The 21,477-nt window shown below is 48.6% G+C and carries 19 protein-coding genes; 10 read left to right on the top strand and 9 right to left on the bottom strand.

Annotated features, from left to right (window positions below; all coding sequences use genetic code 11):
* Window positions 1–53 precede the first annotated feature (53 nt).
* A complete protein-coding gene (gene hslO / locus Q0986_RS05295; protein ID WP_299405307.1) occupies window positions 54–953 on the bottom strand; it encodes an Hsp33 family molecular chaperone HslO in 900 nt (299 codons plus the stop codon).
* A gap of 298 nt (window positions 954–1,251) precedes the next feature.
* Here hslO and Q0986_RS05300 point away from each other — a divergent pair, with 298 nt between their 5' ends.
* From Q0986_RS05300 to Q0986_RS05320, 5 genes are all read left to right on the top strand, one after another.
* Entirely contained in the window at window positions 1,252–2,997 is a 1,746-nt protein-coding gene (locus tag Q0986_RS05300) for a hypothetical protein (protein ID WP_299405311.1), read from the top strand.
* 187 nt (window positions 2,998–3,184) lie between these two features.
* Complete coding sequence (gene ctpC, locus Q0986_RS05305; RefSeq protein ID WP_299405314.1) at window positions 3,185–4,474, top strand: carboxyl-terminal processing protease CtpC; 1,290 nt, start codon at window positions 3,185–3,187, stop codon at window positions 4,472–4,474.
* A 382-nt stretch (window positions 4,475–4,856) separates the two neighbouring features.
* Window positions 4,857–5,393 carry a pentapeptide repeat-containing protein gene (locus Q0986_RS05310; protein WP_299405317.1) on the top strand — a complete coding sequence of 179 codons (537 nt, stop codon included), beginning with the start codon at window positions 4,857–4,859 and terminating at the stop codon, window positions 5,391–5,393.
* A gap of 741 nt (window positions 5,394–6,134) precedes the next feature.
* Window positions 6,135–6,533 (top strand): DNA phosphorothioation-associated protein 4, encoded by a 399-nt coding sequence (locus Q0986_RS05315; protein WP_299405322.1) that lies wholly within the window; start codon window positions 6,135–6,137, stop codon window positions 6,531–6,533.
* A gap of 46 nt (window positions 6,534–6,579) precedes the next feature.
* The gene (locus Q0986_RS05320) at window positions 6,580–7,011 is read left to right on the top strand and encodes a DNA phosphorothioation-associated protein 4 (RefSeq protein ID WP_299405327.1); all 432 of its coding nucleotides are present in this window, start codon (window positions 6,580–6,582) and stop codon (window positions 7,009–7,011) included.
* A gap of 42 nt (window positions 7,012–7,053) precedes the next feature.
* Here Q0986_RS05320 and Q0986_RS05325 read toward each other — a convergent pair whose 3' ends face one another.
* Entirely contained in the window at window positions 7,054–8,502 is a 1,449-nt protein-coding gene (locus Q0986_RS05325; protein WP_299405331.1) for a cobyrinate a,c-diamide synthase, read from the bottom strand.
* Window positions 8,503–9,124: 622 nt separating this feature from the next.
* On the opposite strand from Q0986_RS05325, the gene Q0986_RS05330 reads away from it, so the two are divergent.
* Both Q0986_RS05330 and Q0986_RS05335 read left to right on the top strand, forming a co-directional pair.
* On the top strand, window positions 9,125–9,280 hold the full coding sequence (locus Q0986_RS05330) for a hypothetical protein (RefSeq protein ID WP_299405335.1): 156 nt from the start codon (window positions 9,125–9,127) through the stop codon (window positions 9,278–9,280).
* Between the two features lie 145 nt (window positions 9,281–9,425).
* Window positions 9,426–9,803: a hypothetical protein gene (locus Q0986_RS05335; protein ID WP_299405339.1), complete on the top strand. Its 378-nt coding sequence runs from the start codon at window positions 9,426–9,428 to the stop codon at window positions 9,801–9,803.
* Between the two features lie 149 nt (window positions 9,804–9,952).
* On the opposite strand, the gene opcA is transcribed toward Q0986_RS05335, so the two are convergent.
* The 4 genes from opcA to fbp all read right to left on the bottom strand — a co-directional run bounded on the left by opcA (window position 9,953) and on the right by fbp (window position 15,261).
* Window positions 9,953–11,299, bottom strand: coding sequence for a glucose-6-phosphate dehydrogenase assembly protein OpcA (gene opcA / locus Q0986_RS05340; protein WP_299405342.1), 1,347 nt, complete (start codon window positions 11,297–11,299; stop codon window positions 9,953–9,955).
* Window positions 11,300–11,341: 42 nt separating this feature from the next.
* On the bottom strand, window positions 11,342–12,871 hold the full coding sequence (gene zwf, locus Q0986_RS05345; protein WP_299405347.1) for a glucose-6-phosphate dehydrogenase: 1,530 nt from the start codon (window positions 12,869–12,871) through the stop codon (window positions 11,342–11,344).
* A 124-nt stretch (window positions 12,872–12,995) separates the two neighbouring features.
* The gene (gene tal / locus Q0986_RS05350; RefSeq protein WP_299405351.1) at window positions 12,996–14,141 is read right to left on the bottom strand and encodes a transaldolase; all 1,146 of its coding nucleotides are present in this window, start codon (window positions 14,139–14,141) and stop codon (window positions 12,996–12,998) included.
* 46 nt (window positions 14,142–14,187) lie between these two features.
* Entirely contained in the window at window positions 14,188–15,261 is a 1,074-nt protein-coding gene (fbp, locus tag Q0986_RS05355; RefSeq protein ID WP_299405355.1) for a class 1 fructose-bisphosphatase, read from the bottom strand.
* 311 nt (window positions 15,262–15,572) lie between these two features.
* Between fbp and Q0986_RS05360 the strand changes: the two genes are divergently transcribed.
* Window positions 15,573–18,554 carry an FHA domain-containing protein gene (locus tag Q0986_RS05360; RefSeq protein ID WP_299405360.1) on the top strand — a complete coding sequence of 994 codons (2,982 nt, stop codon included), beginning with the start codon at window positions 15,573–15,575 and terminating at the stop codon, window positions 18,552–18,554.
* 289 nt (window positions 18,555–18,843) lie between these two features.
* Window positions 18,844–19,548, top strand: a complete 705-nt coding sequence (locus Q0986_RS05365; RefSeq protein WP_299405365.1) for a hypothetical protein — start codon at window positions 18,844–18,846, stop codon at window positions 19,546–19,548.
* Window positions 19,549–19,580: 32 nt separating this feature from the next.
* Here the strand turns inward: Q0986_RS05365 and Q0986_RS05370 are convergent, their stop codons facing one another.
* Window positions 19,581–20,048: a GNAT family N-acetyltransferase gene (locus tag Q0986_RS05370; protein ID WP_299405370.1), complete on the bottom strand. Its 468-nt coding sequence runs from the start codon at window positions 20,046–20,048 to the stop codon at window positions 19,581–19,583.
* Between the two features lie 56 nt (window positions 20,049–20,104).
* On the opposite strand from Q0986_RS05370, the gene Q0986_RS05375 reads away from it, so the two are divergent.
* Entirely contained in the window at window positions 20,105–20,386 is a 282-nt protein-coding gene (locus Q0986_RS05375) for a cell division protein SepF (RefSeq protein WP_299405374.1), read from the top strand.
* Window positions 20,387–20,481: 95 nt separating this feature from the next.
* On the opposite strand, the gene rplL is transcribed toward Q0986_RS05375, so the two are convergent.
* Both rplL and rplJ read right to left on the bottom strand, forming a co-directional pair.
* Window positions 20,482–20,871: a 50S ribosomal protein L7/L12 gene (gene rplL / locus Q0986_RS05380; RefSeq protein ID WP_299405379.1), complete on the bottom strand. Its 390-nt coding sequence runs from the start codon at window positions 20,869–20,871 to the stop codon at window positions 20,482–20,484.
* 46 nt (window positions 20,872–20,917) lie between these two features.
* Window positions 20,918–21,448, bottom strand: coding sequence for a 50S ribosomal protein L10 (rplJ, locus tag Q0986_RS05385; protein ID WP_299405384.1), 531 nt, complete (start codon window positions 21,446–21,448; stop codon window positions 20,918–20,920).
* Window positions 21,449–21,477 lie beyond the last annotated feature (29 nt).

Genomic DNA, 21,477 nt, shown 5'->3' on the forward strand with positions numbered 1-21,477 from the left:
TTGCAATGCAAGAAGCGATAGTATTCCTGGTGGCGTGTGGCAGAGTTTTTAAGTTAAGCGCCTGCTTCTGTTTTGAGGTCATCAATCAGTTGTTCGAGCTGATGACGCGTCACTTGATAGACTTCACCACAGAAATCGCAAGTGGCCTCGGCCCCATCATCTTTTTCAATCATGTCCCACAATTCATCTTGGCCCAGCATTTTCAATGCCCCTAATACTCGATCAATAGAGCAGCGGCACTGAAACTGAACCATCTGAAACTGGGGAAAAATCTTAAGTCCCAGATCTCCTAAAAGATCGGTAAAGATATCGGGCAGGGTTTTACCCGCCTGGAGTAAAGGGGTAAAACCCTGTAGATGGGCCAGGCGAGATTCTAGCAAGTCCACCAGGGCTTGATCTTGGGCTGCTTTAGGCAGAACTTGGATTAAGAGTCCACCGGCTGCGGTGACGCCTTGAGCCCCCACGAAGACCCCGAGCGCAAGAGCAGATGGTGTTTGCTCTGAGGTGACCAAATAATGGGTGACATCTTCTCCAATTTCGCCTGAGACTAATTCGACGGTACTGGAATAGGGATAGCCATATCCCATATCACGAATGACATAGAGATAGCCTTTGCCCACGGCCCGTCCGACATCCAGCTTGCCTCTGGCATTGGGGGGCAATTCGACGGCTGGATTGGTCACATATCCTCGGACTGTACCGTCTACCCCAGCATCAACCAAAATGCCCTGTAGCGGACCGTCCCCACGAATTCGAACATTCACTCTGGCGTCAGCTTGCTTCATGTTAGAGGCCAGCAACAACCCTGCAGACATGGTGCGCCCTAAGGCAGCAGTAGCAACGTAAGACAGAGAATGACGCTGTCTTGCATCTTCCGTTAATCGGGTGGTTATGACACCCACTGCTCGGATGCCATCGTTGGCAGCTGTAGCTCGAATAAGCTGGTCAGCCATAGGTGCTCTAGTAATTCTTAATAAATCTTCTTGATTCTACTGTAACGGTATCTGAGACCGAACTGTGAAATTAGGGGATTAGCGTAGCGATGTTGCCTAATTTACTTCAACGGCGATTTACATTGGTTAACATGAGTTAAGGTCGATGCAGATAGATCAGAAATCGCTATTCGTCTCCCTCTAGGGAGAGATATTGTAAGTAAACAAGGCTCGTTTGGACATCAACCTTAACAAAGTTGTAGGATCATAACGTGGCTGTGTTACTGGTTTATGACGATCTAAGTCTCGTAAATACACGATGACAACTGATGCTAAAACTAACCTTGCTAGCGCTTCGGTCAGCTCTGATGCTGTCAAGGTTTGGGGTGCTCAGCGGTTGAGATTTTTAAGATACTGGCCGATTTGGGGTATGGTTGCGATCGCACTCTCCAGTGGCGTGGGCTATGGCTCCTATCGTTTGCTGTTGCACCAGCCCGCCAAACCCAACTGTGCCCGAGTGTTTTGGCCCTTTGCCTCTGGGTCCCTGCGTGTGTATTGCGCACAGGAGAAAGCGAGCCAGCAAACCCTGGAAGATCTATTTGCCGCCATCGCCTTAGTGGATGAGCTAGATGCCAATCATCCGTTGCGCCCTGCCATTAATCCTCTGATTGAGCAATGGTCCACCCAGGCCTTAGATCTCGCTGAAAAAGCGTTTCATGCGGGCAAGCTCGATCGTGCCATTGAATTTGCCCAGAAAATTCCAGCTCAAACCACGGCTTACCAATTAGTGAAAACACGAGTCGATGAATGGCGACGCATCTGGGTGGAGGGTGAGTCTATTTATAATCGTGCAGAGGCTGCGCTCAACAATGAGGAATGGCGGCGAGCATATAACATCCTGATCAAACTCGTCCAAGTGGATAACCGCTACTGGTCGGGCACGCAATACGATGCCATGACCGAGAAAATCATTGTCGCCCAAAAAGACGAGCGAAAATTGGTGAAGGCCAAACGCTTAATGCGACAAGGCGGGTTGGACAATTTAGCTGAATCCTTAGGGTTAGTGCAGGAACTGATTGCAGACAGCGTTTACCATCGATCGGCTCGCAAGACTCAGGATGCCATCGCCACCCGATTGATGACCATCGCCGAGTCGGCCTTGGAGCGTCGTCGCTACCATGCCAGCATGGATGCGCTAGAGCTGATTCCCCAAGACACGCCCTTATGGTCTCAGGCCCAAGATTTTATGAAAATTGCCCAGGCGAGTGCCTCCGCTTGGAATGGCACGCTGGTCAGCTTAGAAGAGGCGATCAATCAAGTCAGTCAGTTAGACGTGAGTAGTCCTCTCTATGGCAAAGCTCAGACATTGGTTGCCCAATGGCAAAGGGAAATTGCTGATATTCAGCTGTTACAAACCGCTCAGCTCCAGGCCCAAACAGGAGATATCGGTGACTTAGCAACGGCGGTGTCTCAGGCCCAGCAAATTTCAGCTGGCAGCGACCAGTGGAAAGTTGCTCAACAAGAGATTGACCAATGGCAGTATCAAATTCAGGTGCGGGAAGATCAGCCGCTATTAGATCGGGCCGATCAGCTGGCCCTCCAGGGCAGTCCGGCTGCTCTACGGTCTGCGATCGTACAGGCGAGTCGGATTAAGCCAGGACGGGCGCTGTACGATGAAGCGCAATTGAGAATTTCAGACTGGCAGTATCAATTGCAGCCCGCCAGCCCACCGCTCGACAGTACACCGCTCGATGAGCCCCTACAGACCGTGCCGGCCAATGGCAATGACCCACTCTTACAAAGTGCCGAAACCCTTGCCAGTCAAGGTACCCCCAAAGCCTTATCTGAGGCCATTGCTCAGGCCAATCAAATTACACCAGAGTCTCCTGCTCGCTTTCAAGCTAACCTTTCGATCGATACCTGGTCAGAACAGCTGCTGAATATGGCACGAGGGCAAGCTCTCGTTGATCCGGTAGCGGCAATTGCGATCGCTCAACGCATTCCCCGGAACAGCAGTGTTTACGAATCTGCCCAGTCGCAGATTCAAACTTGGCAACAGCAGTAAACGCTCCAAGACAGTCATGATTCCGTCGCTGTGTCCTAAAGCTGATCTCATTATTTTGTCTATACTTTTATCACAGCTAAAACTCATGTAGTCTCTCTGTAGCTTGTGCTAGAGTGGGCGTACCTCACTTTCACCCCGTTGTAGTGTAAGGGTGAACGTGCCTCACGAAACCAACTGGGTCAGGCTTATGGCAATTTCAAAAGACGGATTAGTTTTAGGAACAACCGCGCTTGTGGGAGCAGGTGTGGTCGTGATTGGTGCCAATCTTTGGCAATCAAGTTGGGCCGTCTTCAAAGAAAGTCCGAAAGAGGTGGTAGACGAAGTTTGGCAAGTTATTAATCATGACTATGTAGATGCAACCTTTAACGGTAACGATTGGCGAGATATTCGTAACCAGTACCTAAATCGCAATTACACGTCAAAAGAAGAAGCCTACAAAGCTGTTCAGGAAATGTTGGACAAGCTTGAGGATCCTTACACTCGCTTTATGGATCCTGAGCAGTTCAAGAGCATGCAAATTGATACCTCTGGTGAGCTAACAGGCGTCGGTATTCAAATTACCCAAGATGAGGAAACTAAAGAGATCACTGTTATCTCCCCGATTGAAGGAAGTCCAGCTGCAGACGCTGGGCTTTTGTCTAAGGATGTGATCACAAAAGTCGATGGTAAAAGCACTGAAGGCATGGACATCAATGGGGTCGTGAGTTTGATCCGAGGTCCTGTGAATACTGACGTGACATTAACGGTATTACGAGAGCAGCAAACTCTCAACTTCACCATTAAGCGGGCTCGCATTGAGATTCATCCGGTTCGTTTCTCTTACCAGAACAACTCAGCAGGTGGCGTTGGCTATATTCGACTCAACCAATTTAGTAACAACGCGTCGTCCGAAATGCGCGAGGCGATTCAAGAACTGAAAAAGCAGAAGGTTGCCGGGTTTATTCTAGATTTGCGCTCTAATCCTGGGGGTTTACTCTATTCCAGTGCTGAGATTGCGCGGATGTGGATGGGCAAAGGTACGATTGTCTCTACGGTGGATCGCAAAGGCGGAGAGGATAAGCTCACCTCTGGCAAAAATCGGTTAACCGATAAGCCCCTCGTGATTCTGGTGGATGGTGGGTCTGCCAGCGCCAGCGAAATATTAGCGGGGGCGTTACAGGATAATAAACGAGCTGTCTTGATTGGAACTAAGACCTTTGGCAAGGGACTCGTTCAATCCGTTCATCCCTTAGAAGATGGTTCGGGTTTGGCCGTTACGGTGGCCAAGTACTTTACCCCTAGCGGTCGGGATATTAACAAAAAAGGCATTGAGCCTGACATAGAGGTAAAACTCACAGACGAGCAACGGGAGGCTCTGTTTCAAGATCGCGACAAAATTGGTACTGCTGCTGATCCGCAATATGCCAAAGCGTTAGCAGTTCTCAATGATCAGATTCTGGCTAATAGTAACGGTAATCTTCAATCCTCTTCTCAATAGTCCACGGGGCTCCATCGGCCTCTTCAACAGATTTGATAGAGGTGGTAGCGCTAGAGGTTGAATCGCTGACCATGTTTGCGGGTGAGTAAGTGTGGGAGGCAGCTTGTCAGCTAGCAACGGCTTTAGCTTCAGCGATGGCTCAAGCCTAGATGCGTCGCGTTTGCAGTGGCACTCGATCAACAATGATCCAGTTGGGGTCACCCTTGAATAGGCCACTGGGTATCAATCTGAAAGTTGGCAAAACGCCAGGTTTGTAGATAGGAGTGGCGTGGTTACAAGAGCAATCAGCCAGATGTGATCCAAAGTGAGGGTGTATATTAAGAAATAAATTCATCTCCTAAAGAATAAATCTTTATCGTTGGCCATGATAAATAGGGTAGTAGTGAAGCCTGACTCACGAGAGACAGACTTACAGGGAATGTTGTTAGGTGGTCCTGAAGCCTGGAATCAATGGCGAGATCAAAATCCAACGTGTTCAGTTGACTTATTCAAAACGAACCTCAGTAATGCCATTCTCCGAGGAGTTAACCTGAGTGAAGCGGACCTTAGAAAGGCCAAGCTCTTTCGGGCCGACTTCCGTTGGGCCCGCTTCTGGCATGCTGACCTCAGAGGCGCAAACTTAAAGGGGGCAAATCTCTATAGTGCAAATCTCAGTGGTGCGAATCTGAGTGGAGCTGATCTGAGTAATGCCATGCTTTACTGTGCCAATCTTCGAGGTGCTGACCTGAGGGGTGCCATCCTAAACAGTGCCAATCTGATGCGTGCGGACTTTAGCAATAGTGATCTGCGATATGCCAATCTAATCGGCGCGAAACTGAGAGGTGCCCAATTCGAAGGAGCCACACTTCTCTGTACCGACCTGCTGGATATTAACCTCAGTGGTGTTGCCCTTGACGGAGTTAACCTGATCGAGGTCTGACTTCAGCAGCCCGCCTGTGGAGAGTTTTATTATGCCTAGAGGATTTCAGTACCGATAAATGTGGAATACCGGAGCGAAGTGAGGATATGCCGCAACAGCTCTGGACGGGCAGAGGAACGCTACACTCTTGCTCGTCTTGATCTGACTCGTTGCGATAGTTAGATGTTTTTTCCTTCACCACAGGGGCCAGGACATGTCCAGAGGCGAACGTTTTTTCGTTTTTATCCAAAAACAGCCTATGTAGGGGGTAGAGCTTCATAAATAGCTTGCCCTAATAGTCGTTCTGGGTTGTTTAGTAATTTGAGAGGAACAGTCCATGATTGCCATTGATTGGGTAGCTTTAGCTGCCATCATCAGCATTATCAAAGATGTTCTTGAAATATTGAATCGATAGGACTGAGTTGTGATAGCACTCGTAGCGAGGAGGGAGTACTCATCTTTTGTTGTGTCTCCTTTTTACCCTCTTGTCCCCCCAGAGGGGGCTAGGGGGCATTCAACGGAGTGTAGCTGAGAAGCCAGTGCCTGGCTGAGTCAATAATGTTGCATTTAAATGAATGGGCAACGGTCGTGGGTGAAGGCGTTATCCTTAAATTAGGTAAGGCTTACATAATTTGCATATACCCACGCACTAAAGATGAGTCGGTATGGTTAACCTAGCATCTACGACTGACAAAGCTACGCAAATCCAGCTGGATACCTGGATAAAGGCAGATAGGATCGATGGCAGATGTAAGGGTTCGAGTGGCCAAAGATAAAGTTGAGCTCTTAAAAGCACTTAAAGACGGCAGTGATAATAACGGTCCTTTTGCCTCCTATGCAGATGCTTTAATGTTTGCAGCGATGATTGGCATCAGGAACAATAAACGTTTGAAACTTCATTCTGTTTCTTATGAAGGGCTTGACCGCGTACCACAGGATCAGTTCAGGGACCCAGAACTGATGAGTCTACTTTCTATTTGTGATCTACAAAGCTTTAGTGTTCTTGCAGATGACTCAAAACTGGATCGTCAGCGAGTTGAGGTTTTTCAAGAATATGCCAATGGAGGCCTAGAAATCATTGGTCAGAAAATATCAGGTTCAGTTGACTATACCGATCAAATCTTGCTGATGTTGGAGGCAGAGATCGATAATCGGCTATAAACTACTATGTTTCGAGTCGCACTATTTGCAGGATGAGATGTGATCAATGCCTTTAGCTAGAGTACAGATTGCTGAAGACAAAACAGCATTTGTTAAAACCCTTAAGGATGCTACATCTTCCAATAGCCCCTTTCAAACCTATGCTGATATCTTATTGTTTGTGGCCTTAGTCGGCATTTATCATAAGCGACGAGTGCGCTTAAGTAAGTTGTCTAGAAAAGATCCCGATCCTGTCCCTCAAGATCAGTTTAAAGCCAGGTCAATTCTTGATTTAGTGGCTGTTTCCGATGCTTCAGACTTATCTCTCCTACTGCGGGATGAAGACAGTGACCAGAGACGCATCACAATCTTTCAAGAATACGTGAACGGTGGGCTGGAGATTTTGCAACGTCAATTATCTGGCGCAGTGGATTATACGGATTTATTGCTGCTCAACCTGAACGCACTAAGAGATTCAAGTCATCCAGTCGATCGCTAATAGGGCAGTCAATAAACACAGTCATAGGATGAACTAGATGGGTCATCGCAAGGCTTGGCATTGTTGTAAAAACCGGTGTGGTAGCTCTGGTCGATGTCCCCAATGCAGGTGTAGGTATGAGGCGTGCAGGTTATAAACAGACCAACCTTCTGACTGAGGTTGAGATAAGGTCTCACCTGAGAAGGTGTAGATCGGGGTCTGAGAGGATTGATGCAGCTGAGAATGATGAAATTCATGCCCCCAAACTTGTGTGTCTACAGTGAGCAGTGGGGTATTTTGAGTTGAGATCGCTCGTCGATACCCCAAGGTTAACCGCGTTGCCATCTTCACTGTTGTAGGCAAAATGCCTACCATGGGGAACGTCTGCCCGGATAAATCTTGTAGAGACTCACATAAGTACATCAGTCCGCCACATTCCGCATAGGTGGGTAAGCCTTGCTCAATCGCCGTTTTCACGGCATGGCGTGTCGAGGTATTGGCGGCCAGGGTGGAGGCATACATTTCCGGGAATCCTCCACCTAAATATAGACCTTGAGTGCCTGGCGGTAGCGTTTTGTCCTGTAAAGGGCTCCAATAGACTAATTCTGCCCCTAAGTGCTCTAGCAGATCGAGATTATCGGCATAGTAAAAATTGAAGGCTGCATCCCGTGCGATCGCTAAACGGATGCGCGTGACGGGTTCAGGAGATTGAGGGTGAGTAATATTGTTAGCCGAGTGTGGCGAATGGATCTGAAACGAGCGAATGCCCGTCGAGCCCGATGGTTGTGAGAATGTATCAGACGGTGTTACAGGTACTGGAGATTTACTCCCTGGTGAGGTTGCCAGTAAAGGCAACAGCGCTGACCAATCAAAGCAAGTATGGCCCACTTCAGTCAGCTCTTGTAACAGTGGTTCCACCGCTTCTAATTCTTCAACGGGGACTAAGCCTAAGTGTCGAGTCGGGAGGTTGAGCGATGTCTGGCGGCGTAACACCCCCAAAATTTTAATATCTAAGGGCTGCAAAGCGGCTTCCAAGCTCGTTAAGTGGCGATCACTCCCCACCCGATTGAGCACAACCCCTGCCAGGCGCAAATGCGGATCGAAGGAACGATAGCCATGCACTAGCGCTGCTACGGAATCCGAAAGTCGACTGCAGTCCAATACCAACAGGAGGGGGAGATTCAACTGCCGAGCGATATGGGCGGTACTCCCTCTGCCCCCTTGTCCAACAGCTCCATCAAATAGACCCATCACCCCTTCTACTAGTGCATAGTCAGCGGTCTGAGTATGAGTCGTAAATAGGGTCTGAATATAAATCTCAGACGTGAGGATGGGATCTAAATTGCGACAAGGACGCTGAGTCACGACAGAGTGCAGCATCGGGTCAATATAATCTGGCCCTACTTTGAAGGATTGAACGGTCACTTGTCGGCTCTTCAGGCTTGCTAAGATTGCGGCGGTTACCGTTGTTTTACCCACACCACTCCGATCACCCGCAATCACTATGGCCATCTGTTTTCCTCATTAATTGTGTATTGCTCGTATCGTGAAGCCCGCTCAAATATTAGCTTGTCAGTGTCAAGCGGGTATGAAGGAGCCTGTCACCTTGGAATCTCAGTATTTACACTTAGGTTGCCTGGCGTTCAAACCTCACATTTCTGGTCCCCAAAGTTAGGCCTCTGCAAAGGTAAATTTATGCTTCTGCAAGGGTGACAGGCTTTCTGAGGATGCAGGTTCAGATAAGTGTGGTTATTGGAGATGTTACCTGGCACACGTAGAGGTATTGATAATTACCTGTAGATAAAATAAAAAATATCCGTAGTTTTACTGTTTAACCCTGTTTAGAAATACAATAATCTGCAATTGTAAAGCGTTTAGTATTTGATAAAAGCCAGTGACCAAGGTGGTTTGTTGGCATAATTAATGAAGTAAATATTAAGTGCTATTCTTCATTCAATGATTTATTTCCAACGGGGGAACTATGGGAATATCTACATATGTTGGTGGTCAACAAAGAGACTCAATTTTTCGCCGAAGACGCCACACTCATAGGCGTAGAACCCATCGATATAACCACCACCAATTGGGATCAGAATTTTTCCTAGATGATAATGCAACGCTTCCCATTCGTTATATGACGTCTCAAGGAGGTGGGGTTCATCAAGGGGATTACATTGATATTGCTACACCGACTGGCCACCTAACCTTTCAAGTCAGCGAGATTGAATACTATAGTGATCCTGCTGATATGTGGATGGCGCAATTGCATGAAGTTTTTGATACGCTATAAACAGCAGCCCGACCACAAGAATCGAAGCAAACGCAGCTATCAACAGAACCTGGATCGCAGCTAAAGACGATCAACTTGATGTCAGGATATAGACTCCATTCTCACTCAGTTCTGATGTGGTGACTTTACAGCTTACGTCCTGGGTATGAACATCAAACCAGAAAATAAAAAACCATTAATCGCCATCGGTGTGATGGTTATAGTCCTGAGTCTATGGCAAGTATTGGGTCAGACATCAAACCGTCAGACATTTTATCCACCAACATTTAACCCCGATAAAAAGCTCACCCAGAGAGACTTTAACGTACCTTCTGATCAAGTCTATGACAAGATTCCAGATCCAAACCAAAATCCTATTCCCATTACTGGGGTAGTCAGTGATAAAAGAGGGTATGGCATTCCTAATGTATTGCAGTGGGAGGCGAACAATCTTGAGGCTGAGACTCGCTATACGGTTACTATCCGTAATGTTAAGGTCAACAGGCAACTGCGAGATTTTCAATACTGGTTTGAACTGACCTAACCAAACGGGGCTTTTTGTGGTCAGTGGCTAAGCACTCACCCTCAATCAGTTCAGGCAAGCCATGAACTTAAGCAGACATCAAAAATATATTGAGTTGAGCTGAAGTGGGATCAGCGTTGAGGTATCCGAGCTAACGAGATTGAACGTTCCTAGGCGAGTCTCAGTATTTGGGCTGTAACGTCAAGACTTTCGGTATACAACACATCTTGATCCCAGCGTTGTAGTTGCTGACTTAGAAGCGTCTCAGAGGATTGGTCTTGCAGCGGTGTGACATGCTGAATTCGACAAGATTGGGCTCCTCCTCCAGCCTCCATGCGCATACAGCCTTTCGTTTCTGAACAGAGGACGGTACAACAATCCGCCTGTAAATTGGTAGAGGCGAGTTTTAGATCGATTAAATCTCCTGCGACTTCGCCTGGCTGTGTGGGAATGGCGGCCAATTCTGCTTGAATGGGCCGCTGGTCAGAACTCATAAATTGGATGCGTTTGAGGTCATAGTCTCCACCTTCCGACTCAAAGGCGACAGGTTGCCATTGCAAGCGACTGGCCAACCACCCCAAAAACATTAAGGCTTGAGCAGGGTTCCCCTTTTCATAATCTAGCGTGACCCGATCGACCTCATTGAGGGCCGCTCTTCTAGCGGGGGGGTCAAAGGCTTCAGCGGTTAATTCTTGCCAAGCTGCTAACCGTCGCCAGTTGAGGTCCACGATGTTCGTGCCTTGGGACATTAGTTCTTGCAAATGAATCAATTCGGATTGGGCATCGAGATATTGGCTAGAATCCACAATCACAGCAGTACTAGATGCTGCTAACCGCTGAAACAGCTCCATATTGGCAGCAGGAACGGCTTTCCACCACAAAAATTTGGGAAGTCCACCAATCATTAGAGATTGGACAAGGCCACCGACCCGATCCAGGGCCATTTCGGTCCCTTTAAGGGAAATATACTCACAGCAAATCAGAGAGCTGCGGTTTTTCTTTTTGACGGGACAGTAGGCTGAAAGTTGAGCGGATACCCCTTCGTCTTCACCGCCTATGGGAAAGAGAGAGATGACGCGGCAAGGACTTTGACTTGCGATCGCATCCGCAATACCCGCTCCCCCCGCATCCAACACATAGCCGTCATCCTGGCCTTGGCTGATCTGCTGTTCCGTCATAGCCTGCCGCATTTTGGCCAGGATATCAGGATTGGGTTTGCCGGTTTCTGCCAACCCAAACTTGGTTTGGGCCGATCGTAAGGCAGCCTCCATGCGGGGACCATAAATGCCATCCACAGGACCAGTGTAAAACCCTAATGCTGCCAATAGCTGCTGGGTTTCTTCCGGTTCATAGACAACCAAGCTAAAGGTGGCGGCCCGAGTAGCAGTAGGAAACATACCGCCATTGCCCGAGGAATTATAGCTGGTCCAAATTTTGCTTAATTCCGCATTAATATCATTGAGAGAAACGTCTTTCGGAGCTTGTAAAGAGACGATGGGAGCAGATTTTGTAGTCATAGGGCGAAAAGAATGGAGAACTAAGTGCGCATATCAAAATGTCTAGAGTCGTCGCCAGCGCCGACCATCGCGGTTGAGCAATAGCTCAGCGGCTTCCGGTTCCCAAGTCCCGGCTTCATAGGTGGGAACTAGGGCAGGATCGGTGGGTTCTTCCCAAGCCGTTAAGGCCGGGGTTAAGACTCGCCAAGACTCCTCAACTTCATCCCCACGGGTAAACAGGGTTTGATCGCCGAGCATAGCGTCTAGAAGTAAGCGATCGTAGGCATCCCCTGTGGCCTGCCCAAAAAAGGAACCATAGCTAAAGTTCATATCTACTGAGCGAGTCCGTAAGTCTGGCCCTGGCATCTTCGCCTCAAACCGCAGAGAGATCCCTTCATTCGGTTGGATGCGCATGGCTAAAACATTGGGATTTGCCTGTTGGGCCGCGGATTGAAAGATTAAAAACGGCACTTGGCGAAAGTGGATAGAAATTTCGGATACCTTCTTGGGCAAACGTTTGCCGGTACGCAGATAAAAAGGCACCCCTTGCCAGCGCCAATTGTCAATCAAGAGCTTCAAGGCCACATAGGTGGGGGTGGTGGATTTGGGATCAACGCCAGGCTCTTGGTGATAGCCAGGCACTTGCTCGCCTTTCATCCAGCCTTGGGTATATTGGCCGCGAATAGCAGAATTCTCGAGGTTATGGATATCTGCCAGACGCATCGCTTGGACCACCTTGACTTTCTCTGTCCGAATTGCATCGGCATCCAGAGAGTTAGGAGGTTCCATCGCTGTTAGGCAGAGCAGCTGCATAATATGGTTTTGGACCATATCTCGCAATGCACCAGAGGTCTCGTAATACCCCGCCCGGTCTTCTACCCCAACGGTTTCTGCCACGGTAATTTGAACATGATCGACAAACTGGCGATTCCACAGGGGCTCAAAAATGGCGTTGGCAAACCGAAAGATCAGCAAGTTCTGAACGGTTTCCTTGCCCAAGTAATGGTCAATCCGATAGACCTGATTTTCGGCACAGACTTCTTGCACAACTTTGTTGAGAGACTGAGCAGAACCTAAATCGCGACCAAAGGGCTTTTCAATGACCAGTCGCGTTTTAATGGGATCAGCCAACATCTGGGCGGTTCCCAGTTGTTGAATTGCTGTGGCAAAAAACTTAGGAGATACAGCCAGATAAAACACCCGGTTGCCCATGGTGCCACGACGGCCATCCAGTTCTTCTAGACGAGTTTTTAGCTTTTGGTAGGCTTGGGGATCGTCTATATTTCCCGGGCAATAAAACAACCCTTCGGCAAAACTGCTCCAGACGTCTTCTGACTGAATCCCATCCGAAAATTCTTCGATACCTTCGCGCATCTGCTGCCGGAAGTACTCATCACTCCATTCCCGTCGAGCAACGCCGACAATGGTCAGTTCCGCGGGTAGGCGGCGCTGTTGTTTGAGATGGTAGAGGGCAGGGACCAGTTTCCGTTGGGTGAGGTCACCAGAGGCACCAAAGATCACTATAATGAGAGGCTCTGGCGTGCGTTCTTGACGTAGACCGACGCGAAGCGGATTTTCAGCAAGCGTAACCATAGGCTGGGCAAACAAAGGGGAATAGGTGAACTGGGAAACTGAAGAAAGCAGCGCTTAGCACTAGCGCCATCGAACGTCTTGGTAACGCCAAATCTGCCAGGCTAAGCGCGAATGATCAAACTACCTAAACTACGGTCAACCGCTTGACCTTTTCTTCTAAGGAGTTCAGCAGTGAGCGGAAGGGTTGCACGAATTTATCAATCCCTTCCGCTAACAATTCAGCCATCACTTGATCGAGGTCGAGGTTGATTTCGGGGTTAGAGAGGTTGGCGATGATTTCATAGGCAGTTCCCATATCTTGTTCCACCCGATTGGCGACATCGCAGTGATCGGCGCAAGCTTGGATCGTATTGGGTGGCAGGGTGTTGACGGTATCAGGACCCACTAGCTCATCCACATACATCACATCGCTATAGTCTGGATTTTTGGTGCTGGTGCTCGCCCACAGGAGGCGTTGGATATTCGCACCCTTCGCTGATAAAGCCTTCCAACGGTCGGTTTGGATCATCTTTTTATATTCTTGATACGCAATCTTGGCATTTGCGATCGCAACCTTGCCTTTCACCTGAGCAATTTGAGTCGCCAGATGGGACTGATCAGGGTTAAGCGCTTTAAGCTTGGCATCCAACAATCCATCCACCTTAGAATCAATCCGGCTAAGGAAGAAGCTGGCGACGGACGCGATCTTGCTAATATCTTCGCCCTTGGCAGCGCGCGCTTCTAGGCCGCGAATATAGGCCCAGGCGGTATCAATATAGCTTTGCACTGAGAACAGCAACGTGACATTAACGTTGATACCATCGGCAATCACCTGTTCCACGGCAGGCAATCCTGCGGCGGTGCCCGGAATTTTGATCATGACGTTTTCACGACCGATCTCCCGATGATACCGACGGGCTTGCTCAATCGTGGCTTGGGTATCGTTGGCAATATTCGGCGGTACCTCAATGCTGACGTAACCATCTAAGCCTTGGGTTTGGTCATAAATGGGCTTAAAAATATCGCAGGCGTTGCGAATATCATCAAAGGTCAAAGATTCGTAGATATCCAGAACCGACTTGCCCGCTTTGATCCCGGCTTCAATATCGGCATCGTAAGTAGCATTACCCGCAATCGCCTTTTCAAAGATGGCGGGATTGGAAGTGATTCCACGAATCCCTTGATCTTGGGTCATTTGCTTTAGCTCACCGGATTCAAGTAAATCGCGGCTGAGATTATCCATCCAAATGCTTTGGCCAAAGGTACTAATTTCGAGGAGATGATTAGTCATAGGAAACTCCGTAATCAATTGATTCAAAAGGGCAGTAAGTCGTGCCTTAGGGCTGAAGAGCGAGTTCTTCTTGGGCCTGCCTCTCTCGCTCTTCGATAAAAGATTCAACAAGGGCCACATCTTCATCACTGCCGATAATCAGGGGGGTACGGGCATGGAGATGATTGGGGACAACGTCCAGTAAAGAGGATTGGCCAATGCTGGCCCGTCCCCCTGCCTGTTCCACGAGATAGGCTAAGGGGGCAGATTCATACAGCAGGCGCAGCTTGCCTTCCGGGTTCTTGAGGGTGCCAGGGTAGATAAACACGCCACCCTGGAATAAAATCCGATGGAAATCTCCGACCAAGGCTCCGCTGTAACGAGCGGTATGCCCTTCATGACGATGGACATAGCGAGTAAAGTCTCGGAGGGCATCGTCCCACTGCCAAAAGTTCCCTTCATTGACGCTGTAAACTGGACCATGTTTGGGAATCGTCAAGTTTTCAGCCGCCAGAATAAATTCGCCTAGGCTAGGGTCCAAAATAAAAACATGTACACCTTTGCCAATGGAATACACCAGCACAGTGCTGGGACCGTAAAGGATATAGCCCGCAGCAAGTTGCTGATGCCCATCTTGGAGGAGATCTTGGCCCGTCTGCTCAGGATCGTTGCCCACCTGCTGGCGGATGGAAAAAATGGAGCCGACATTCAAATTCACATCGACATTCGAAGAGCCATCAATGGGATCGTAGAGAAGGGTATAGCGACCAATCGGACAGTTTTCGGGGATATAGTAGGGCTTCTCCATTTCTTCGGAAGCCAACCGACAAACCAGACCACTTTGCTTAAAGGCAGCAATAAAGACCTCGTTGGCATAGAGGTCCATTTTTTTGACTTCTTCGCCTTGAACATTGACGTCGCCAGTGAAGCCTAAAGCACCTTCCACCAATCCTGCACGACTGAGACGGCGAGCAATCAGCTTCCCTGCCAACCCGATCCGGGTCATCAGGGCACTCAAATCTTGGGCCTCTGGACCAAAGCTTTGGAGATGTTCTAGAACATGACGAGACAGAGTGGTGCAGTCCCGATCAAGGGCAAAGTCATAACTTAGTTCAAGCGGCGTGCTATCAGAACTATTCATTTGCATTCCCCATACTGGGTGATAGACGGTCTTAATGCTTGAGGTTCCGTCTTTATACCTCCCATCTTAAGAAGGCATTCTGAAAATGGCCTGAGTCTTTAGGTGAACTACAGAATACCTTTAGATTCTGCGACTTTAGCCTTCTCTATATCCATTGCTTCTGGTCTCCAATAGCCTATCCAATGCGTTGGTTACTGGCGCTAGATATCTTCATGTACCGCGAAGATGATCTCCATTTCGGGCAAAAAATAGCCTAGGCTTTTGTATGACTGCCTTTAAATTCTTAGCTGCAACTCTATCCTCGCCCCACTATGCCTACTGCCTCTGCTCAGCTTTATGTCATGACCAACGGTGCAGAGATTAATCGAGAATTTCGGTTAACGCAAGCGCCCTTTAGCATTGGGTCTGATTCAGATAATTCTCTGATCTTGGATGGTTCGTCTATTTTGCCGCACCATGCAGAAATTTTATGGCATACCGATCATTACAGCCTGAAGTCGTTAGGTGATCAGGCCACGCTTCAAGTTAACCAGAAACCGCTGGTAGGACCGATCAAGCTCCATCCTGGAGATGAAATTCAGATGGGTAATACGATCATTCACTTCCGAGAAGTTCAGGGGACGGGCGTATTTCCCCATGAGTCAGCTTTACCGGGCACCGTTGTCAGTCAAACCCATTGCGATCGCGTTTTGCAAGTCACCACGTCTAAATGGACCCAGGACTTTCCCCTCAACCAAGAAACCCTGACCCTAGGCCGACATCCCCAGTGTGATATTGTCATCGATTTACCTGTCGTTTCTGACCGCCACGCTCAATTAAATTGGGAAAATGAGACGTATACTCTTCGTGACTTAAACAGCACCCACGGTCTCACCTTTGCGGGAGACAAAATTCAAGACAAGGTCCTCCAGGACGGCGATTTTTTCTCGATTGAAGATCAGGTCACCCTGACCTATCAGGTGATTCCGCAAACCGATGTCATTGAACAGGTCGAAACGCTGGTTTTGCGAGATCTACAAAGCCTTAGCTTTGGTCGCGATCCACGCAATACTACGGTGATTGACCATCCGATCGTCTCTCGCTTTCATGCCCAAATTGACCTAAAAAGCGGCACTTGGGTGATTGAAGACCTCCATTCATCCAACGGAACTTACGTCAACGGCCGACAACTCCGCAATCCCCAACCGCTACGCCCTGGGGATACGATTCGCATCGGTCCCTATCACTTTGTCTTTAACTTTGATGAGACCCTGATTCAGCAGAATGACTCGGGAAATCTACGTCTCGATGCGGTTCATCTGAGTAAGGTGACTAGCAAGAAAAATATTCTCTTAAACGACATTTCTCTGTCCATTTTGCCCCAAGAGTTTGTTGCGGTAGTTGGTGTGAGTGGAGCCGGCAAGTCCACGCTTCTGGATGCCTTAAATGGACTGCGCCCGGCAACGAGTGGCTCAGTCTTGGTGAATGAGCAGGATCTGTATAAGAACTTCAATCTCTATCGCACAGAATTGGGCTACGTTCCCCAAGACGATATTATCCACCGCGAATTGACGGTCAATCAGGCCCTGGACTATGCCGCCCGCCTGCGTCTCCCGGCTGATGTAACCCGAGCAGAACGGAAGCAGCAGATCCAGTCTGTTCTTCAAGATTTAGAACTGCGAGAACGGGAGCATCTGCGGGTGCATTCTTTGAGCGGTGGGCAGCGCAAGCGAGTCTCGATTGGGGTAGAGCTGTTAACGCAACCCAGCTTATTTTTCCTAGATGAAGCTACCTCCGGCCTGGACCCTGGCACTGAAACCCTGATGATGCGATTATTGCGACGGTTAGCGGATCAAGGCCGGACCATTCTCCTGATTACCCATGCCACCAAAAATGTAATGGTCTGTGATCTAGTGGTGTTTTTGGCCAAGGGGGGGCGGATTGCCTATTTTGGCCCGCCAGCTGAAGCGCTCACCTATTTTGGGGTCGAGGATTTTGATGAAATTTATCTGAAAGTCGAAGGTGAACAAACCCCTGAAGCTTGGGAACAGCAATATCGCCAGTCCACCCTCTATCAGACCTATATCACTCAGCGGCAGGCCAGTTTATCGGTCCCCACTGCGCCTCAAAAAGCGAAATCTAAACCCCCGCAACCTCGCACCACCGCGATTTCAGGCTGGCGACAATTTGCGATTCTGGCCCAGCGCAACTGGACGATTTTGCGCCAAGATCGGGCCAGCTTGATTCTGATGTTGGCGTTGGCTCCTATCCTGGGCTTGCTGGATTTCGTCATGTGGCAGCGTCCCATGTTTGATATCACCAATGGTGATCCGGGCCAAGTCTTCACACTTTTGTTTATCACAGTCTTAACGGCTGTGATGGTCGGTAGCTTAGCGATGATGCGGGAGATTGTTAAAGAGCGAGAAATCTATCGGCGTGAACGGATGATTGGGCTGAAGATTTTGCCCTATGTGTTTTCCAAGGTTTGGCTGAGTGTGCTGTTGGCCCTCTACCAAGCAGCAATCTTCCTGCTGACAAAGGTCTTGGCCGTGAACTTGCCGATTGATTGGCAGGGGCTCCTGGGCATGTATATCACCCTTTTCTTAGCCACCTTGGGCGGTATGGTGATGGGACTGTTTGTCTCTGCTTTAGCACCAAACCAAAGCGTGGCCCCTTTGTTGACGATTCTGTTTCTACTCCCCCAAATCACCTTTTCCGGGGCGATTATCTCTCTAGATTCTTTAGGGACGCCCGGCCAAGTTCTCAGTCAACTCACCGTTACTCGCTGGTCCTATGAGAGTTTAATTACCCTATCGGAAGTTGGTAAGGATATCGCAGGGGACTCGTGTTGGCAGATGTCTGCAGAGGAGCGGGAGAATTTAAGCGATACAGACAAGGAAAAATGCCCATGTCTGGGTCAGGATATGTTTACCCAATGTACCTTTCCAGCCCTGCGCCAAGAATATGATCCAGCAGTGGAGCAGCCCCAACCCGCAAAACCCGAAGATCCAGGCGATCCGCCTAAGTTAACGGCTGACAATCGGGCCACCTTTGAAGATGAGATTGAGGACTATAACGATAAGGTCAAGGATTATCGGGATAACTTGGACGGCTGGCAAGATCAGTTTAGTGATTGGCGCGAAAAACGGGGCACTGCGATCGCATCTGCAGAACTGTTAGTGGGTCGGTTCCATGACAAAGCTGGCACTGCATTTGCCGTCAATGTGGGGAAACATTGGCTGAAATTAGGATTAATTATGGTGGGAATGCTGGGTTTGGTGGTTTTTATCCAGCATCGTCAAGATGTCATCTAGTTTTGATAAATATATGTAAATTTAGGTTTCAAACCACGGTTATTGATCTGCTTCTGCTGAAGAAAAAGCTATGTTAAATGGGATGGTTCCATACTGAAGTATTTCTCAGCGTTCTAAGTCTGTCGGTTATAAGCCGTTTATTCAGCTATCCATCTTAGGTTTAATACTCGCTCAAAAACTAATCTTTTAACCTAAACCTACAGATGCAGAATGCTCGCTGATTCAGGGTGCGCAAAGCAGAGTTGCCTTGGATCAATTGTTCCACTAGCTTTAAGCAAACGGCACTCCCATGAATGAAGATAGCGTAATTCCACCTTCTGTTCCTAGACTCAAGGCATTGGCTGCGGCTGAGCTGAGTGTTTATCGCTGGCAAGATCAGCTATTGCCTGTTGATACGGTCTTAGTAGAAGAAGATGTGACGGTTCTGCGCCAAGAATTAGAAACAGCACATGAACTATTGCAGTATCAGCAACGTTTAATTGATTCCTTAACAGAGCAGCTCGTGGGCCATGAAACCCATCAAGCTCAGCTCGAAAAAGACCTAGAAGCCGCAGAACGAGGGTCTGATCGGGAAGCGGAAAAACTGAAAGAATTTCAGTCTATTTGTCAGGACTTGCGATCGCAACTGCGTCGCCAGCAAGCCCGAATTTGTGAATACAAAACGGTATTAAAGAACAATTCCAATACCTTCCAACCTCATGCCAAAGTTGCCTCTCGCAAATTAGTGTCCTTTGGCTACGCCTCCGTTGCAGTAGATGATCCGCTAGCGGCATCCTCGCCTGTTTCTCCGTGGTCAGCAACCGATCCCATTAATTTCTCGAATGCTTTTGCCATCTGCTGCCGTCAGCTCGCCACCCTAGGGCTAGATCAGTCATCAGACCCGCAGAGCCATCCTCCCCAATCCTTGCCGATCACTCTCGATCAGCCGAATATAGATCAACCCCTTCAAGACGCCTCTTCTCCCCAACTAGAGCTACCTAGTTTTGTTCATTAAGCTCCCTGAGTTGGGCACAGTGCCCGCATTCCTTATGACGGAACTCCGTCGGGGTAGTGCATAAACTGGACGGGAACACGCAGCACCATTCTAGCGATTCTAGACAGCCCAAATTTGCGTTGTAGGGAACGAGGAAGGTCTACCCAAGGGACTGTCTGGAACCCTAAGCCTTCATAATAACGACATAATTGTTGTCCTAAACACTCTAGGTAGAGTGGTTGGGAAGCGGCCTGAATTAAGTGTTGAGCGAGCAACGTTCCTAAACCCTGATTTCGGGAGGCTGCGGTTACCACTAAACTGCCGAGTTCTTGAGCCTCGGGAAACACCCGTAGCTGGCCACAAGCAATAATGGCTTGATTCTGCTCAATGACCCAAAATTGAGACCATCGAATTTGGGTCGGATCCAGCCTTGCAGACCATACTAATCGCCGAATTGCGCCGATATCAGTAGCAATAGCAGGGCGTAATTGGCAATCTTCTGGCAGTAAAGGCTTCTGCATATTGACAAGTTGCGCTAGTTTAGACGGTAACGACCAATGGATTTAGGTGCGCAAGTATGACCAACTTACTGCCACTTCCTGGGATATCCCATTATACAATTGCTGTTCTTACCCCCAAGACCTTTGACGAAACTGCACAGGCGGTGGATGCCCTTAAAGCAGGGACTGTCATCTTGTTGAATTTTGCCAATTTGGGGACTGAACTGGCTCAACGATTTGCCGATTTTGCCTCTGGCAGCACGTGCGCTATCTCAGGAAATCAAAAACAACTAGGCCATCAACTTTATCTATTTACGCCTCCCACTGTCGACATCATCACACAACTAAAGGCTTGCTAAGAGAAGGTCTCCTAACAAGCCTTTAATTTTAATGTGAATGTAGAGAATATAGCTGATTCAGCCGGGTTTAACCGACTCAACGGCAACTATAGGCACTACTTGAGAGAAGCCTTTCCACCTGCCTCTTCCAGGCTCTTCTTGGCTTCTTCGGCGTCCTCTTTGGAAACCCCTTCCTTAATAGGCTTGGGTGTAGATTCCACCATCTCCTTGGCTTCTTTCAAACCTAGGCCAGTCAAGGTGCGGACCACCTTCAGAACGGCAATCTTCTTGTCTGAAGGCACTTCTTCCAAGACGACATCAAATTCAGTCTTCTCTTCTGCTTCTTCACCACCCGCTGCTGCACCTGCACCAGGGGCCGCCATCATCACACCCGCAGCCGGGGCAGCGCTGACGCCAAAGGTCTCTTCAATTTGCTTGACTAAATCAGCAGCCTCTAGGAGGGTCAAGGATTTTAGCTTTTCTAGAATTTCTTCAGTTGCAGACATGGTTCACTTCCTTTTTTTATATTCAATGATTGGATCGAGAATGCGATTAAGCAGCTTTATCAGAGTCTGCATGTGCTTGTAAGGCCCGGGCCAGTGAAGCGGGCACTTCGTTGATACCCACCGCCACTTTGGTCGTCACAGCGTTGATAGCGCCAGCAATTTGAGCCATCAAGACTTCTTGTGATGGGAGATCACCGATGGCCTTGATATCCTCTTTGGAGAGGGGTTGGCCGTCCATGACACCGCCCCGAAGCTCCGTTTTCTTCGTTGCTTTTTGAAAGGCTTGGTAGGCCTTGATCGCCCCACCTAAGTCATCCTTAATCAGCAAAAAAGCAGAGGAATCGGATAACCAGTCTGATAGTGGTTCCCACTTTTCATCCCCTTGAATCGCTCGACGCATCAAGGTATTTTTGGTGATTTTGCACTGAGCACCTGCGGGGCGCAGCTTATTACGCAACTCCGTAATTTCAGCAACGGTTAATCCGTGATAGTCGATGACAATCGTCATGACGGTGTCATTTAGATTCTCTTGCAGCCCTGCTACAATTTGCTTTTTATCTTCTAGGGTTCTACCCATTCTTCTGTTCACCTCCTTAATCGGTACAT

It is taken from the genome of Acaryochloris sp. IP29b_bin.148, assembly GCF_028285565.1.
Classification (GTDB): Bacteria; Cyanobacteriota; Cyanobacteriia; order Thermosynechococcales; family Thermosynechococcaceae; genus Acaryochloris.